This is a genomic window from Ekhidna sp., assembly GCF_965247405.1.
Taxonomy (GTDB): Bacteria; Bacteroidota; Bacteroidia; order Cytophagales; family Cyclobacteriaceae; genus Ekhidna.
The window spans coordinates 1,474,734-1,491,042 of record NZ_OZ252014.1; the positions used below are offsets into that span (position 1 = coordinate 1,474,734).

Annotated in this window: 15 protein-coding genes; 12 read left to right on the forward strand and 3 right to left on the reverse strand. The window is 40.5% G+C overall.

What is annotated here, in order from left to right:
* The first annotated feature begins 41 nt into the window (after positions 1-41).
* The 9 genes from ACP14Y_RS06600 to ACP14Y_RS06640 all read left to right on the forward strand — a co-directional run bounded on the left by ACP14Y_RS06600 (position 42) and on the right by ACP14Y_RS06640 (position 8,866).
* On the forward strand, positions 42-851 hold the full coding sequence (locus ACP14Y_RS06600; protein ID WP_349563723.1) for a glycogen/starch synthase: 810 nt from the start codon (positions 42-44) through the stop codon (positions 849-851).
* Positions 844-2,211, forward strand: coding sequence for a DUF4270 family protein (locus tag ACP14Y_RS06605; protein WP_424962170.1), 1,368 nt, complete (start codon positions 844-846; stop codon positions 2,209-2,211). The genes ACP14Y_RS06600 and ACP14Y_RS06605 overlap by 8 nt, the downstream gene beginning before the upstream one ends.
* Positions 2,212-2,222: 11 nt before the next feature.
* Positions 2,223-4,055, forward strand: a complete 1,833-nt coding sequence (gene glmS / locus ACP14Y_RS06610; protein ID WP_424962171.1) for a glutamine--fructose-6-phosphate transaminase (isomerizing) — start codon at positions 2,223-2,225, stop codon at positions 4,053-4,055.
* 9 nt (positions 4,056-4,064) lie between these two features.
* Entirely contained in the window at positions 4,065-4,442 is a 378-nt protein-coding gene (locus ACP14Y_RS06615) for a RidA family protein (RefSeq protein ID WP_424962172.1), read from the forward strand.
* Between the two features lie 66 nt (positions 4,443-4,508).
* A complete protein-coding gene (gene gltX / locus ACP14Y_RS06620) occupies positions 4,509-6,038 on the forward strand; it encodes a glutamate--tRNA ligase (RefSeq protein WP_424962173.1) in 1,530 nt (509 codons plus the stop codon).
* A 10-nt stretch (positions 6,039-6,048) separates the two neighbouring features.
* Complete coding sequence (locus ACP14Y_RS06625; RefSeq protein ID WP_424962174.1) at positions 6,049-6,240, forward strand: hypothetical protein; 192 nt, start codon at positions 6,049-6,051, stop codon at positions 6,238-6,240.
* Between the two features lie 58 nt (positions 6,241-6,298).
* Positions 6,299-7,504, forward strand: a complete 1,206-nt coding sequence (locus ACP14Y_RS06630) for an NAD(P)-dependent oxidoreductase (protein ID WP_424962175.1) — start codon at positions 6,299-6,301, stop codon at positions 7,502-7,504.
* 79 nt (positions 7,505-7,583) lie between these two features.
* A complete protein-coding gene (locus ACP14Y_RS06635; protein ID WP_424961088.1) occupies positions 7,584-8,003 on the forward strand; it encodes a transposase in 420 nt (139 codons plus the stop codon).
* Positions 8,004-8,017: 14 nt separating this feature from the next.
* Positions 8,018-8,866 carry an IS3 family transposase gene (locus ACP14Y_RS06640; protein WP_424964427.1) on the forward strand — a complete coding sequence of 283 codons (849 nt, stop codon included), beginning with the start codon at positions 8,018-8,020 and terminating at the stop codon, positions 8,864-8,866.
* A gap of 61 nt (positions 8,867-8,927) precedes the next feature.
* Here the strand turns inward: ACP14Y_RS06640 and ACP14Y_RS06645 are convergent, their stop codons facing one another.
* Together ACP14Y_RS06645 and rho are read right to left on the reverse strand one after the other, a co-directional pair.
* Positions 8,928-9,992: a hypothetical protein gene (locus ACP14Y_RS06645; RefSeq protein ID WP_424962176.1), complete on the reverse strand. Its 1,065-nt coding sequence runs from the start codon at positions 9,990-9,992 to the stop codon at positions 8,928-8,930.
* A gap of 108 nt (positions 9,993-10,100) precedes the next feature.
* Positions 10,101-11,678, reverse strand: a complete 1,578-nt coding sequence (gene rho / locus ACP14Y_RS06650) for a transcription termination factor Rho (protein WP_424962177.1) — start codon at positions 11,676-11,678, stop codon at positions 10,101-10,103.
* A gap of 244 nt (positions 11,679-11,922) precedes the next feature.
* Here rho and serS point away from each other — a divergent pair, with 244 nt between their 5' ends.
* The 3 genes from serS to ACP14Y_RS06665 all read left to right on the forward strand — a co-directional run bounded on the left by serS (position 11,923) and on the right by ACP14Y_RS06665 (position 15,925).
* Positions 11,923-13,206 carry a serine--tRNA ligase gene (gene serS / locus ACP14Y_RS06655; RefSeq protein ID WP_424962178.1) on the forward strand — a complete coding sequence of 428 codons (1,284 nt, stop codon included), beginning with the start codon at positions 11,923-11,925 and terminating at the stop codon, positions 13,204-13,206.
* Positions 13,207-13,279: 73 nt separating this feature from the next.
* Complete coding sequence (locus ACP14Y_RS06660) at positions 13,280-15,418, forward strand: prolyl oligopeptidase family serine peptidase (protein ID WP_424962179.1); 2,139 nt, start codon at positions 13,280-13,282, stop codon at positions 15,416-15,418.
* 60 nt (positions 15,419-15,478) lie between these two features.
* On the forward strand, positions 15,479-15,925 hold the full coding sequence (locus ACP14Y_RS06665) for an N-acetyltransferase family protein (RefSeq protein ID WP_424962180.1): 447 nt from the start codon (positions 15,479-15,481) through the stop codon (positions 15,923-15,925).
* Here the strand turns inward: ACP14Y_RS06665 and ACP14Y_RS06670 are convergent.
* Positions 15,922-16,227: a DUF4286 family protein gene (locus tag ACP14Y_RS06670; RefSeq protein ID WP_424962181.1), complete on the reverse strand. Its 306-nt coding sequence runs from the start codon at positions 16,225-16,227 to the stop codon at positions 15,922-15,924. The genes ACP14Y_RS06665 and ACP14Y_RS06670 overlap by 4 nt on opposite strands.
* Positions 16,228-16,309: the final 82 nt, after the last annotated feature.

Consider the following 16,309-nt stretch of genomic DNA (forward strand, 5'->3'; position numbering starts at 1 on the left):
TCATTTTTAAGGTCCCATCAAGAAATTAATCAAAAGCACTTATGGAAAACATTAGAATCCTCTATGTGGCTAGTGAGATCAATCCATTTCTCAAAACCACAGAAGTAGCGGAGTTTGTGAGAAGGTTGCCCCAGGCTATGCAAGAGCGGGGAATGGAAATCAGGATTTTAGTTCCAAGATTCGGACTCATCAACGAGAGAAAGAACAGACTACATGAAGTAGTGAGACTATCGGGTATCAATATCGCGGTAGGTGACGAAGAAAAGCCATTGGTGATCAAAGTAGCGTCGATACCAAATGCTAAACTTCAGGTTTACTTCATTGACAATGAAGATTATTTTTATAGAAAATCAGTATTCTTTGATAAAGAGGATAACTTCTTTGAGGATAATGACGAGCGAGCAATCTTCTTCTGTAAAGGCGTTTTAGAAACAGTTAAGAAACTTGGATGGTCACCTGACATTATTCACTGTAATGATTGGATGACTAGTTTGATTCCTCTTTACACGAAAACAACTTATAAGAACGACCCTATTTATAAGGACTCTAAGACCGTTTTCACAATTTATAACAATCGATTCACGCACAAATTTGGCGATGACCTGTTAGAGAAAGTAAAAATGATCGATATTGACGACCAAATGTTGGATCCGTTAAAAACGGCTGACTATGATGGTTTCGTGAAGCTTGGCATGCAATATGCGGATGCTGTGATCAACGCGAATGAAGAAAACACAGATAGCTTTAAGAAACTCATCGCAGATATTGGTGACAAGAAAACAGACACGATTGAGAAGGATGAAAATTTTGAAGAGTCTTACTACAACTTATACAATGAACTTATTGGCTAAGAAGCTCTCATTTAAGAATATGATAAAACCGGGATTGATACTTTTGATCCCGGTTTTTTTCGGCTGTGAAACGCAAAGTGATCTTGGAATTAAATACGATTTAGGTTCTGACGCAAACGTGAAATTTGTAGAATTCACTTTGCCAGCAAGTAATGTATTCATTGATAGTCTGCGGACTGATGGAGAGAATCGAATTCTTGTTGGAAACTATTCTGACCCTCTCACCGGAACAGTAAGTGCTGAAGGTTATTTCCAGTTCTTTTACGAGCAAGGGCCTTTACCAAGAGGAGTTGATGAATCAGCGGATACCTTAAAGGTAGATTCAATAATTTTTACTGTTGAGGCAAGTGCGATCATTCCTCAAAGTGGAAGCTCTTTTCAGGAATTTTCTTTACATGAACTTCAGGATAGCTTAGAAAGCAGTGCGATTTATCTTTCAAGTTTGAAGCAAACACCCACAACAGAAATTGGATCATACTCCCAGTCAATAAACACAATCTTAGACACCCTTTATCGTGTAAAGTTCCAAGAAGCATACGCTCAGAGCTTATTTAATCAAATCAGTGAAATTGCAAGTGATCCGGATCAAGCAGTTGCATCTACCATTTTTAAGTCTTTGGGGTTGTTTTCTGGTACATCCTCTGAAAGCATTGCTGCTTTTGACCTTACCAGTGACACTTCTAGAATCATCATGTATTCCTCTCCAGTTGATCCTGAAGCAAAAGACACTACCTATCTTACCTCGTTCAGATTTTCAGGTAAAAACTACAGCTACGTAGAAAGAGATAGAAGCGGCTCATCGTTCGATGGTATTGTAGAAAATGAGGATTTTGACCTATCCTCAGGGAAAACCATAATGGATCCACTAGCTGGATTAAGTTCTGCCTATTCGCTTACTGCGCTGGAGGAATTCTTCGATGAAAACCGAAATATTATTATTAACAATGCTACCATATCTTTCGAATTTGAGGCAGAGAATGAACGAGATACACTCATCAACTTCATGAGTTATTTCAGAAAACCTGATAACAGTATTTTCGGTCCAGCTATCGCAAGTAATCCCTTTGGAAACATAGTAATGTCTGATAATGCCTACTTGACATTCGATTCAGATCCTGCCAATGGAACCTTAAGTGAAGATAAGGACATGATTCTTAAGACCTCAACTCTTTTCTATCAACAACTCTACAGGCAGTATTTAGACGGAGATAGCCTGGCATATCTGGTACCAACAAGTGGAGTAATTAAAGCTATTGATGAGCTGGTCTTAATGAGCCCGCTTGATGTGACACTCCAGCGAACTATTTTCAAAGAAAATGGCCTTATATTAAGATTATATTATACGGAAGTTGATCAATAAAGAAAACGGCTATGTGCGGAATCGTCGGTTATTTAGGTGAAAAAGAATCCTGTCCGATCTTAATTAATGGGTTAAAAAGACTAGAGTATCGTGGATACGATAGTGCGGGAGTGGCCATTATAGAGAACGGAGATCTAAAGACATATAAGAAGCAAGGCAAGGTTGTTGAATTGGAAGGAATTCTGCCGGATAATTCTGCAAGAATTGGAATTGGACACACCAGATGGGCTACTCATGGCGAGCCAAATGACGTAAATGCACACCCACATGTTTCCAATAGTGGAAACCTAGCTATGATCCATAATGGTATCATTGAAAACTATGGATCTCTCAAAGCCGATCTCACAAAACGAGGATTTACGTTTCACAGTGAAACCGATACCGAAGTTTTCGTCAACTTCATTGAAGACATTCAAAAAAGTGAAGGGTTAAAGCTAGAAGATGCCCTTAGAATTGCTTTATCTAAAGTAGTAGGTGCCTATGCCATTGCCATTATTTCAAAAGATCATCCCAATAAAATGGTTGCTGCCAGAAAAGGTAGTCCAATGGTTCTAGGTCTAGGAAAAGGGGAGTTCTTCATTGCCTCAGATGCCACTCCTATAATAGAGCACACAAATGAAGTCGTGTATCTTAAGGATGAGGAGATCGTGGTAATTGAAAATGGTGAGTATTCTATTAAAGACTCTAAAGATGTTCCTCAAACACCTTACATTCAGAAGCTTGAATTGGAGCTAGAGGCGATAGAAAAAGGTGGACATGAGCATTTCATGCATAAGGAAATATTCGAGCAGCCCATTTCCATCGCTGATTGTATGCGTGGAAGATTAAATGCAGATAAAGGCCAGCTTACACTTGGAGGAATTCGCAACTATGCTAAAGCACTCGAAAATGCCGATCGTATTATCATCTTAGCATGTGGTACTTCATGGCATGCTGGGCTTGTCGCAGAGTATATCTTTGAAGATCTGTGTAGGATACCTGTAGAAGTAGAGTATGCATCAGAATTTCGCTATAGAAACCCTGTAATCAAAGAGGGAGATATCGCTATCGCAATATCCCAATCTGGAGAAACTGCTGACACTCTTGCTGCCATAGAGCTTGCAAAAAGTAAAGGAGCAATCGTTTTAGGCGTTGTGAATACAGTTGGCTCATCTATCTCACGTGTTTCACATGAAGGTGCATACCTCCATGCCGGTCCAGAGATTGGTGTTGCTTCCACAAAGGCTTTCACAGCTCAACTGACTGTCTTGTATATGATCGCTCTAAGAGCGGCAAATAACAAAGGGACAATCACTGAAAGCAAATACCAGGAACTTCTAAGAGAACTGAGTCTTATACCTGGGAAGGTGGAAAAAGCACTAAAATCGAATGATAAGATTGAGCATATTTCCGACATGTTTAAGGATGCCAAAAACTTCCTTTACCTGGGTAGAGGCTATAATTTTCCGGTAGCTCTTGAAGGTGCACTTAAGCTTAAAGAAATATCATACATCCATGCCGAAGGGTACCCAGCCGCAGAGATGAAGCATGGACCTATTGCGCTAATCGATGAAAATATGCCCGTTGTGGTTATTGCAACCAGGGATAGCAGCTATGATAAGATAGTATCTAATATTCAGGAAGTTAAGGCACGAAAAGGGATCATTATTGCAATTGTAACAGAGGGTGATGCTTTAATCCCTGAAATGGCAGACTTCACAATTGAAGTGCCTTCCACACACGAGTCATTAATGCCGCTCGTTTCCGTAATACCACTACAACTCCTTAGTTACCACATTGCTGTAATGAGAGGAGCTAATGTTGATCAGCCGAGAAATTTGGCAAAATCCGTAACCGTTGAATAACTTGGACTTATGAAAGAAATCATTAACTCACCAAAAGCACCCGAACCAATAGGTCCATATTCTCAGGCAGTTAAATCTGGTGACACCCTATATGTTTCAGGGCAAATTCCGATTGATCAAAGTACTGGTAACTTAATTGAAAGCTCAATAGAAGAGGAAACAGAACAGGTGATGAAAAACCTGGGTTATATCCTGGAAGAAGCTGGACTTACGTTTAACAGTGTTCTAAAATGCTCCATTTTCGTTTCCGACATGGGAAATTTTTCTCGAATCAACGAAGTTTACGGTCGATATTTTACTGAAAACCCTCCCGCCAGAGAAACAGTTGAGGTAAGTGGCCTACCAAAGGGGGTGAACGTGGAGATCTCCTGTATAGCTACTTTCTAAGAATAACTTCCATTACTTAGCTTTCCATCTGTTGATTCTTATTTTTGCGCTCCAATCAAGCATGAGATGGAAAACGTAAGAGTAAGATTTGCACCCAGCCCTACAGGGGGACTACACATTGGAGGAGTTCGCACAGCGCTTTTCAATTACCTTTTTGCCAAAAAAAATAATGGCAAATTCATTCTTCGAATTGAAGATACAGATCAAGCCAGGTATGTAGAAGGTGCTGAGCAATACATCAAAGATACGCTTGACTGGTGTGGGATCAGTCCGGATGAAGGCCCTGAACAGGGCGGTGATTTTGGTCCTTACAAACAATCTGAAAGAAAAGATATCTATCGGCAGTATGCCGAAAAACTTGTAGCAGAAGGGAATGCCTACTATGCCTTTGATACTCCTGAGGAGTTGGAGGCGATGCGGGAACGGCTCAAAGAGCAACGAGTTGTAAATCCACAATACGATACCATTACTCGAACAACCATGAAAAATTCGCTTACACTTTCTGAAGAGGAAGTAAAGCGAAGAATTGACAATGGTGAACCTTATGTTATTCGGATCAAGGTTCCAAAAAAAGAAGAAGTAAGGCTCAATGATATGGTTCGTGGATGGGTAATGGTACACACGGAAGTATTAGATGACAAGGTTCTAATGAAATCAGATGGAATGCCGACGTATCATCTTGCCAATATCGTAGATGATCATTTGATGAAAATCACACATGTGATTAGAGGTGAGGAATGGCTTCCATCAGCCCCTTTACATGTGCTGTTGTATCGATTTTTAGGATGGGAAGAAGAAATGCCTCGCTTTGCGCATCTCCCGCTGATTCTAAAACCCGATGGAAACGGTAAGCTGAGTAAGCGTGCGGCAGACAAAGCTGGATTCCCAATCTTTCCATTGAATTGGAATGATCCGGAATCAGGGGAATTATCAAGAGGGTTTAAGGAAACGGGCTTTTTACCTGAAGCATTGATCAATTTTCTGGCATTCCTCGGCTGGAATCCTGGGACAGAACAAGAAATTTTTTCTCTTGAAGAATTGGTAAATGAATTCTCCGAACAGCGAATTAACAAAGCAGGAACTAAGTTTGATTTTGATAAAGCAAAGTGGTTCAATCAGCAATACATCAAAGCAACAGACTCCAACGTCTTTGCTGCAGATCTGGTTAATGCGTTTGATCAACGGTATGGAATCGAGTGCCCATCAGAGCAAGCCATCCAAATTATTGATTTGTTAAAAGAGCGCGTTACGTTCCCTCATGAGTTTGTTGACAAGGGATTGATGATTTTCAAAGCACCCGAATCATTCGATGAAAAAGTGGTTCGGAAAAAGTGGAATGAAGACACTCCGAAGGCACTTACTCTCTTTGCAGAAATGCTATCACAACAAGAAAATATTTCATCTGAGTCAGCCAAAGAGCTTTTCTGGAAAACCCTTGAAGACGATGGATACAAGCCAGGACAGTTCATGCAGACGCTTCGTCTGACACTTACTGGTGAAGGTTCGGGTCCTGACCTGATGACAATTATAGAGATTTTGGGGGGTGAAAAAGCTGCTGAACGAATCAAATCGTCTATTGATGCGTTAAGTAACTAAAGCATGAATTATGAGTAAGAAAGACAAAGAAAAAGCACGCGTGCACAAAGATTTAGACGGTCTCGAACTCAATGTTGACTCCTTTGGGGAAATTTCCTCCAGCATGCCAATAGATAAGCTTAATAAGTTCCTCAACAAAAATGTAGAGGACAAAAAACTGAAAGATCGTAACGATCTGGATGAGCTAAAGAAAGACGAGTAACACATTTCTACCCTCCGTTGCTATTGACTAATTTCGCATCCATTGTAAAAATGGTGATATGACGAAAATTGGCATTATTAAGGAAGGAAAAATTCCAATAGATCGGAGAGTTCCTCTAACCCCACAGCAGGCTAAGCAACTTAAAGAAAACTACGATGTTGAAGTAGTTGTACAGTCGAGCGACATTCGATGCTTTACAGATGATGATTACAGAAATGCTGGCTTGTCCATCGTAGACTCTTTAGATGATTGTGATATCATTTTAGGAGTAAAAGAGGTGCCAATTGATAAACTAATCCCACACAAAACGCATTTCTTCTTTTCACACACCATTAAAAAGCAAGATTATAACCGAGAGCTGCTGCGTGCAATTCTTGAGAAAAACATAAAACTAATAGACTGGGAAACACTTACGAATGAAAGCGGGAATCGCGTCATTGCCTTTGGTCGGTGGGCAGGAATCGTTGGAGCTTACAATGGATTGTGGACTTTTGGAAAGCGTTACAACCTGTTCAACCTCAGACGTGCTCACGAATGCTTTGATTATGAGGATTTAAAAACAGAATTTAAGAAAATCAACCTCCCAAATATTAAGATTGCATTGACGGGTGGTGGACGTGTAACTAAAGGTGCCATGGAGGTACTGCTTGGAGCAGGAATCAGCCAGGTAACTCCTCACGATTATTTGACAGAACGATTTGACGAGCCTGTCTTTACTCAACTTAATTCCAGGGACTACAATAAAAGAAAAGATGGAGGAGAGTTCCTGAGAAATGAATTCTATAAGAATCCGGAACTCTATGAAGGGGATTTCCTCAAATACACCAGGGTAACGGATATCCTCATTGCATGTGCTTTCTGGGATCCGGCTGCACCTGTATTATTTCATAGAGAGGATATCATTAAAGATGATTTTGACATCAAGGTAATCGCTGATATCACCTGCGACATTGAAGGATCAATTCCTTCAACAAAAAAACCCAGCACCATCGATGACCCAATCTATGATTACAATCCAAGTGATGATGAGATTGAACAGTCTCTCACAGATGAGGGTAATATCACCGTAATGGCTGTGGATAATCTACCATGTGAGCTCCCTAGAGATGCCTCGCAGAGCTTTGGAGATCAATTCTTAGAAAATGTAGTAGCACACCTGTTGGGTGAGGATGAAAATGGAATAATTAAACGAGCAACTATTACTGAAGCAGGAGCTTTAACAGAAAAGTATGGCTACCTGCAAGATTATGTTGAAGGAAAATAAAAAACCATCCCAAATGGGATGGTTTTTTATTTATACGATTTGTCTCGTCCTGAAATAGCGTTACACAAAAGAATGTGTAATGAAGAAATATGTAAAGCGGACTCAGAAAGACTATAGTCTAACACTCAAGCTACAAGTAGTCAAAGAGATTGAATCAGGTGAGCTATCCACGAAAGCGGCTCAGCGCAAGTATGGAATCCAAGCCAGGTCAACAGTGATGAACTGGTTGCGAAAGTATGGTAGTTTTGATTGGGAGAATCAAACACCCTCCAACATGCCTAAAACACCAGAACAGAAGGTTATGGAGCTGGAAGCAAAAGTGAAGCTGTTAGAGAAACAGAAAAAGCTTCTGGAGCATCAGGTAGCGCAAGCAGATAAGAAGTCAATCATTTTTGATATGATGATTTCACTGGCAGAGAAGGAATATTCCATTCCTATCCGAAAAAACTCTTTACCCGAACAGTCGACCTCTACAGAGAACGATACGAAGAAAGCCTGACGGCTACCTGTAGACTGTTTGGGGTAAGTAGACAGGTTTATTACCGAGCAATTCATTCAAGAAAACGTAGACAAGCTACTGCTCAGAAAGTTATTGAGATGATCAAAGAAATACGCATAAAACAGCCCAGGGTTGGTACCAGAAAACTGTACCACCTTTTGAAGGGTGAGCTGATGGAGTTAGGAGTTGGAAGAGGTCGGCTCTTCAGCATCTTAAAGGCTAATCACATGCTTATTGAACCCAAAAGAGGGTATCATGTGACGACTGACTCCCATCATTGGTTCAGAAAGCACCCTAATCTCATTGAAGAAATGACTCCAGTCAGACCCGAACAAATATGGGTGTCTGATATCACTTATGTTGGCAATCGGGATTATCCTATGTATCTGGCTTTGATAACCGATGCGTATTCAAAGAAGATTGTAGGGTTCAATCTCTCCGATTCATTGAAAGCAAGAGGGGCTTTGAAAGCTCTGAAAATGGCTGTCAAACAAAGAAACTATCCTAATCAACCGTTGATCCACCACTCAGATAGAGGCTTCCAGTATTGCTGCGACCAATACCAGCAAGCTTTAAAGCAAAACAATCTGGAATGTAGTATGACCGAAAGTTATGACCCTTATGCTAATGCTGTAGCTGAACGAATCAATGGAATAATCAAGCACGAGTTCTTACTTGATTATCAATTAAGCCTGACTGATATGAATCAATTAGTCAGGGAAAGTATTAATACATACAACAGGATAAGGCCTCATTCCTCTTGTCAGATGAAAACACCAATAGAGATGCATCAACAATGTGAAATAGAAATTAAAACCTATAAAATGAAAAAGAGTAGCAGGTCAATACCTACTACTCTTTAAACTTGATTTATTTTTATCCTAAACCTGTAACGTTTATTTAGGACGGGTCAATTCGATAGTATTATTCTTCAAAACCTTCGAAGACATCTTCTATTTCAGCCAAAATCGGCTCAAGAATTTCATCTAAATTTTCTTTAGATCCGTCTGAGTATTCTACGTAGGCAACATAATCTTCATATCCGCCATCCACTTCCTCCAGCACGAAAACAATATCTCCTAGTTTAGAATCATTATTATACAGTGCCAGGTTGATATAATCATTCGGATCCCCCTCCTCTTCAATCTCTCTGATATCCACATTTCCAGCAATTTTCATCGTTCTGTAACTAATGCTTCCTTCAAAGTAGACGGGTTCTTCTTTGGTATTGTCTTCGAACTGTACATCCAGATCGATACCAATAATCAACTCTTCATCGATATAGATAGAACTTAACAAAGAAGCTGAGGTAGCAAAAGTGTCATCGAATTTAATTGTGAAAGTGAAAGGCTTAACGAACAATGAAACATCAGCCTCTTCAGGCATCCCTTCACTAGACCAGTTAACATTAAAATCCAGCTCGATATAGGTAACATCATCTACTTTTAAATAGCCAACGATTACAGATGGCACTTCATATTCATCAACAAACCCGCCATGCGTTTCTGTGATTGTTACAAATTGAAGATCAGAGATTTTTAGCTCAGCATTATTTGTTTCCGATCCTTCCGTAGGAAATTTAACAATGAAATATTCTGATGCTTCCTCATCAAATTCCTGAATGGCAGGATTCCACTCATACAGTCCTTTTATGTCATCAAAAGTTGTTGGTTGGTCATTATTCGTTCTCGCTGATGGGCCATTAACGAAGTATTGAATAATCAAGTCCAATCGCTCTTTTGTCCATGCTTTCTGACTTACACGACCTCCAATTACTTCTGATCCCTCAAGCAATTCTGCAAAATCAGTCATTGCTGAAACTCCCTCAGACTCTACCAGTGATACCACATCGTTAGATAATTGATCCGCAGACGCATTGATTACCTGAGAAGCTTCTTCAGCATTTAAATCCACATTTTTTTCATCCTCATTTTGACAGCCTGTCAAAACAGATAACCCAATAATGGATAGCGCAAATAGTTTTTTCATAGTAGTCCCTATTATCTTTTATAAAGATTGAATGTAATTATTTGGATAGGCACATAAAAAAAGCCAGACCCCCAAGTCTGGCTTTTGATTTATTTTTTATTCGATAAACTAGCCATTCATACTGACAAGAAACTCCTCGTTGTTGGCTGTTCCTTTCATTTTGCTCAATAAGAATTCCATCGCCTCATTGCTATTCATATCAGCCATGAACTTACGCAGAATCCACACTCGGCTTAGCTCTTCTTTATCCATCAGTAGATCTTCACGACGTGTACCTGAAGCAGGAACATCGATGGCAGGATATACCCGCTTGTTGGAAAGTTTTCGATCCAACTGAAGCTCCATGTTACCCGTTCCTTTAAATTCTTCAAAGATTACTTCGTCCATTTTAGAGCCCGTTTCAATCAATGCAGTTGCGATGATGGTCAATGACCCACCGTTCTCTACATTTCTTGCTGCCCCAAAGAATCGTTTTGGCTTGTGGAGAGCGTTTGCATCTACACCACCAGAAAGAATCTTACCAGAGGAAGGAACTACGGTGTTGTGCGCTCGTGCCAATCGTGTAATTGAATCCAAAAGGATCACTACATCGTGACCACACTCAACCATTCGCTTTGCTTTTTCAAGCACCATGTTGGAAACCTTCACGTGTTTATCAGCCTGCTCGTCAAAGGTAGAGGCAACCACCTCTCCTTTTACCGATCTGGCCATGTCCGTTACTTCTTCAGGACGCTCATCGATGAGTAGCACCATCAGGTAACATTCTGGGTGATTTTCTGCGATGGCATTTGCTACATTTTTCAATAGCACCGTTTTACCTGTTTTAGGTTGTGCCACAATCATTCCCCTCTGTCCTTTACCAATCGGAGAGAAAAGATCCAGAATCCTTGTAGAATAATTATCCGGTTTGGTGCTAAGGTTTAATTTTTCCTGAGGGAAAAGTGGCGTTAAATATTCAAAAGCCACACGGTCTCTTACCTCCTCAGTTGTCTTTCCATTCACAGATTCAACTTTAAGAAGAGCGAAATATTTTTCACCATCCTTAGGCGGTCTGATCTGTCCTTTCACTGTGTCTCCTGTTTTCAGACCAAACAACTTGATCTGTGACGGAGAAACATAAATATCATCCGGGCTAGCCAGGTAGTGATAGTCGCTTGATCGAAGGAAACCGTAACCATCTTGCATGATTTCGAGTACTCCCTCATTCTCAATGACTCCATCAAATTCTTTGATTTCCTCGTTGTATGCTTCTTTCTTTTTTCTACGCTCCTCTCGCTCAGCGCGTTGATTTTCTCTTTCCTGCCTTTCCTTACTATCACCTTCACGCTTATCCTTGTCATCAGACTTTTTGTCATCGGATCGTTTGCGGTCAGGGCGGTCCTTATTTTCTTTCTTATCCGACTTGTCGTCTTTCTTGTCACTGTCAGACTTGTCCTTCTTAGGTGCTTCCTTTTTAGCTCGAGGCTTTTTCTCCTCTTTAGCTTTTGGTTCGTCGGCCAAAGCACCTCCTAATGTTTCGCTCTTAATCTTTTTGATTTCGCCTTCTGGCATGCTTGCTTGCTGATCTAGGATCGCGTAGATCAGATCCTGTTTTGCCAGCTTCTTGTAGTTCTTAATTCCTAGTTTCTCAGCTATCTCCTTCAATTCGGATAGCAACATGACACTAAGATCATCTAGTGTGTACATAACTGTGTATAAAAGTGGGTTTCAAAATTTGTTAGTAAAATGATTCCGAAGAATTCGTGGTAATCGCTAGTTAGCTTTAGTTAAAGCAGAAAAACCCGGATGAGTTTTTCGTGGATTGCTTCGCAATGATAGACCATCCACCACAATATCACAAACATCAACTAAAAAATTACCTTTTATTCATTCAAGTGCTATTTCAAGACAAAATCATTTTTCTTTGCGGTCGAATAAAATTCATGATGCCATGCTGCAAGTTTCTATCATAGAGAAAGATTTTGAACGTTGTGTAAAAGGGCTGGAAAAGCGCGGAATTGAAGGAGCCGAATCACTCCTTAAAGATGTACTTCGTCTGGATGAAAGTAGAAAAAAGATTCAGGGAGAGCTTGATGAAGTTCTGCACGAATCAAATAAGCTGGCAAAAGAAATAGGACAATTATTTCAGCAAGGAAAACGAGAGGAAGCTGAGGCAGCTAAGGCTAAGACAACTGAGCTAAAACAGAAAAGTAAAGAGCTTGGTGAAGAAATGAATGGAATTGAGCAGTCTCTTATTAAGCACCTGTACAACCTCCCAAACATTCCTCATGAGTCTGTTCCACGAGGCAAAACAGATGAGGACAATGAAGTGGTGAAACTTGCTGACGAAAATATGCCAATACTTGGGGATCAAAAAAAACCACATTGGGATTTGATCGAAGAGTTCGACATCATAGATTTTGAGCTTGGCAATAAGGTAACCGGAGCAGGTTTTCCTTTTTATAAAAAACAGGGAGCACGCCTGGTTAGGGGGATGATCAATTATTTCCTTGACAAAGCAATGGAGGCTGGATATGAAGAAGTGCTACCTCCGGTAGTCATTAATGAAGCATCCGGACTTGGAACAGGTCAACTGCCAGATAAAGAAGGTCAGATGTACCACATGGAAGCAAATGACCAGTACCTGATCCCTACAGCAGAAGTGCCAATAACGAATATGTATAGGGATGTAATACTTAAAGCGGACCAACTTCCGATCAAGCATGCCGGACACACACCCTGTTTCCGGAGAGAGGCTGGGTCATGGGGTTCACATGTTCGAGGTTTAAACCGACTACACCAGTTTGACAAAGTGGAAATCGTGCAGATAGTGGAGCCGTCCAAGTCGTATGAGGTTTTGGATCAGATGGTAGCTCATGTAGAAGAAATCATCAAATCCCTTGGTCTTCCGTATCGAATATTAAGACTGTGTGCAGGCGATCTTGGATTCACTTCTGTACTTACTTATGATTTTGAGGTGTACTCTGGGGCACAGGAGAAGTGGCTGGAGGTAAGTTCAGTTTCAAACTTCGAAACTTTCCAGGCAAACCGATTGAAGCTTCGAATTAAGAATAGTGAAGGCAGGAAAGAGCTGGCTCATACACTCAACGGTAGTGCTTTAGCCCTCCCACGAATAATTGCTGCAGTTTTGGAAAACAACCAGGCTGGAGATCACATCAAGATGCCGGAAGTACTGCATCCATACCTTGGATTTAATGAGATTAGAAAAAGTTAACTACCTCTGATGTAAAGTTATTCGCGGGTTGATCAATTGATTGTTAATTTCAAAGCCTAATAAATTGAAGGCTATGAAGAAATTAACTTACCTGTTGGCAATTATTATTCTCTGGGCATGCCAACCTCAGGAAAAACAAGCAGCAAACCTTGACTACCCTGAAACCAAAAAGATAGATACAACAGATATCTACTTTGGTACGGAAATTCCCGACCCGTACCGCTGGTTAGAGGATGATACATCTGATGAAACCGCAGAGTGGGTGAAGGCGCAAAACAAGGTGACTGACTCTTACCTAACCAACATTGACTTCAGAGAAGAAGTAAAAGCTCGATTGACGGAATTAGAAGACTATGAAAAAGTGAGTGCACCTTTCAAACGTGGTGATTACTACTATTTCTATAAAAATGACGGGCTTCAAAATCAATCTGTACTATTCAGGGTGAAGGATTTTGATGATGAGCCTGAAGTATTTCTGGACCCTAATACCTTCTCAGAGGATGGAACCACCGCACTTGGAGGTCTGAGCTTCTCTAATGATTACAAATACACGGCATACAATATCTCGGTTGGTGGCTCAGACTGGCGTACAGCTTATATCATGAATACTGAAACAAAGGAACTTCTTGATGATGAAATCAAGTGGATCAAATTTTCAGGAATGAGCTGGTACAAGGATGGGTTTTATTATCAGCGATTTGACGAACCAAAAGAAGGGGATGAACTTTCCGCTACTAATCAATACGGAAAGATTTATTACCACAAGATAGGAACTGATCAATCTGAAGATCGTCTGATCTACTCCAATCCGGATAATGCTGAAAACAGGTTTGGAGCAAGTGTAAGTGAAGACCAACGATTCCTTTTTATCTATTCCTATGTGGGCACCAGTGGAAATGAGCTATATGTTAAAGACCTTTCGGATTCTGATAGTGATTTCATTCCTATCGTCACAGGCTTTGACAATGATCATTACATCGTAGATAATGATGGAGACGACCTAATCATTCATACCAACCTGGATGCTCCGAACAATCGTATCGTCCGTGTTAACTATCAAAATCCTACTCCTGATAATTGGGAAGATATGATCCCGGAAACGGAAAATGTAATGAATGCAAGCACCGCAGGCATGAATATTTTTGCTTCCTATCTCATTGATGCTAAAACCGCCATCAAGCAGTATGACTATAAAGGCAATCTAATCAGGGATGTGGAACTACCTGGCATTGGAACAGTAAGTGGATTTGGTGGTGCTCAGGGGGACGATGAACTATTTTATACATTCACATCATTCACTACTCCATATTCAGTATATCGATACACTATTGCCTCAGGGGAATCTGTATTACACAACAGACCGAATTTGGATTTCAATCCTGATGATTATGAAACAAAACAAATCTTCTACACCAGTAAAGATGGTACTGAGGTACCTATGTTTATTGTTCATAAAAAAGGAATTGAGCTAAACGGAAAAAATCCTACTTGGCTTTATTCATATGGCGGCTTCAATATCAGCCTTAAGCCATCATTCAGCACTTCAAGATTAGTTTGGCTAGAGAATGGCGGTGTATTTGCAATGCCTAATATTAGAGGTGGTGGAGAATATGGCGAAGAGTGGCATAAAGCTGGAACCAAACTCCAAAAAATCAATGTATTTGAAGATTTCATTGCTGCAGGTGAATACCTGATCAACGAGGGATACACCTCTTCAGAGTATCTGGCACTTCAGGGCGGATCTAACGGAGGGCTTCTGGTAGGTGCTACAATCAATATGCGTCCTGATCTTGCAAAAGTTGCATTCCCAATGGTAGGTGTAATGGATATGCTTAGATACCAACATTTTACAATTGGTAGAGCTTGGTCTGCAGATTATGGCACATCTGAAGATTCAGAGGAGATGTTTAAATACCTTTATTCATACTCTCCTGTCCACAATATTGATCCTGATGCAACATATCCAGCTGTCATGGTAACCACCGCAGATCATGATGATCGTGTGGTTCCTGCTCACTCGTTTAAATATGCTGCGACACTTCAAGAGAAAAACCCGGACAATCCTAATCCTCTTTTAATCAGAATTGAAACAAAAGCAGGGCATGGAGCGGGGATGTCAACCGAAAAACGCATTGAGCTCTATAGTGACATGTATTCTTACGCCTGGTACAACATGGGGGTCATTCCGGAAATAGCTAAAAAGAAAATGTAAAACTGTTTTAACCCAATCGAGCCCTTCCTATTCATGGAAGGGCTTCTTTATTTTAGTACTATGATTGAAATCAGAAAAGGACAAAAAGCAGATTTACCTAAAATTCTTGAACTGATAAAAGAGCTGGCTGAATATGAAAAAGCGTTAGATCAGGTAGAAAACACCGTAGATAGAATGGAAAAGGATGGGTATGGTGATCATCCCGTATTCGGATTTCTTGTGGCAGAAGACAACAATGAAATCATTGGTACCTCTATCTATTACTACCGCTACAGCACCTGGAAAGGCAAACGCCTCTACCTGGAGGATTTGGTCGTGACCGAACCTAAGAGGGGTGAAGGTGCCGGAAAATTACTTTTTGAGGCAACCCTCAGTATCGCCAGAGAAACAAACTGTTCCGGTATGATGTGGCAGGTGTTGGATTGGAATGAACCGGCAATCAACTTTTACAAAAAATACAATACCCGGTTTGAAGATGATTGGATCAATTGCAATATTGATTTTTAAACTTCCTCCAGCACAGTTCTGAAAGCGGCCATTTTCGTTCCATACCGAATAATCGATTTTTTCTGAATTTTTGGCGCCACAGTGTTCAGATAGGTTTCCAGATGTCCCAATGTTTCTGCCATATACTGAATAGCATAAGTAGCTCCGGTATCATCTTGACCCTCCGATAGCATCCGCATCATTCGGTATTCCTCAAAAAACCCAGTATCCATGACCTCTGGAATATGGGTTGTTTTCATCCATTCGACCCAGTCATCTTCTACATCAGAATCTATATTGACGGTAACATTGTATAAAATCATGCGTGCTTTTATTAGGTTTGGCAAATTAAAGGATACGCAAAACAAACTTCCTTAGGTTTCAAAACATTTTAAGTGACTGTCG

What these genes read in the sequence shown, in the direction of transcription:
- glmS (WP_424962171.1), top strand. Translation starts at nt 2,223, where the DNA reads ATGTGCGGAATCGTCGGTTATTTAGGTGAAAAAGAATCCTGTCCGATC.
- ACP14Y_RS06665 (WP_424962180.1), top strand. Translation starts at nt 15,479, where the DNA reads ATGATTGAAATCAGAAAAGGACAAAAAGCAGATTTACCTAAAATTCTT.
- serS (WP_424962178.1), top strand. Translation starts at nt 11,923, where the DNA reads ATGCTGCAAGTTTCTATCATAGAGAAAGATTTTGAACGTTGTGTAAAA.
- gltX (WP_424962173.1), top strand. Translation starts at nt 4,509, where the DNA reads ATGGAAAACGTAAGAGTAAGATTTGCACCCAGCCCTACAGGGGGACTA.
- ACP14Y_RS06600 (WP_349563723.1), top strand. Translation starts at nt 42, where the DNA reads ATGGAAAACATTAGAATCCTCTATGTGGCTAGTGAGATCAATCCATTT.
- ACP14Y_RS06625 (WP_424962174.1), top strand. Translation starts at nt 6,049, where the DNA reads ATGAGTAAGAAAGACAAAGAAAAAGCACGCGTGCACAAAGATTTAGAC.
- ACP14Y_RS06660 (WP_424962179.1), top strand. Translation starts at nt 13,280, where the DNA reads ATGAAGAAATTAACTTACCTGTTGGCAATTATTATTCTCTGGGCATGC.
- ACP14Y_RS06615 (WP_424962172.1), top strand. Translation starts at nt 4,065, where the DNA reads ATGAAAGAAATCATTAACTCACCAAAAGCACCCGAACCAATAGGTCCA.
- ACP14Y_RS06645 (WP_424962176.1), bottom strand. Translation starts at nt 9,992, where the DNA reads ATGAAAAAACTATTTGCGCTATCCATTATTGGGTTATCTGTTTTGACA.
- rho (WP_424962177.1), bottom strand. Translation starts at nt 11,678, where the DNA reads ATGTACACACTAGATGATCTTAGTGTCATGTTGCTATCCGAATTGAAG.
- ACP14Y_RS06630 (WP_424962175.1), top strand. Translation starts at nt 6,299, where the DNA reads ATGACGAAAATTGGCATTATTAAGGAAGGAAAAATTCCAATAGATCGG.
- ACP14Y_RS06670 (WP_424962181.1), bottom strand. Translation starts at nt 16,227, where the DNA reads ATGATTTTATACAATGTTACCGTCAATATAGATTCTGATGTAGAAGAT.
- ACP14Y_RS06635 (WP_424961088.1), top strand. Translation starts at nt 7,584, where the DNA reads ATGAAGAAATATGTAAAGCGGACTCAGAAAGACTATAGTCTAACACTC.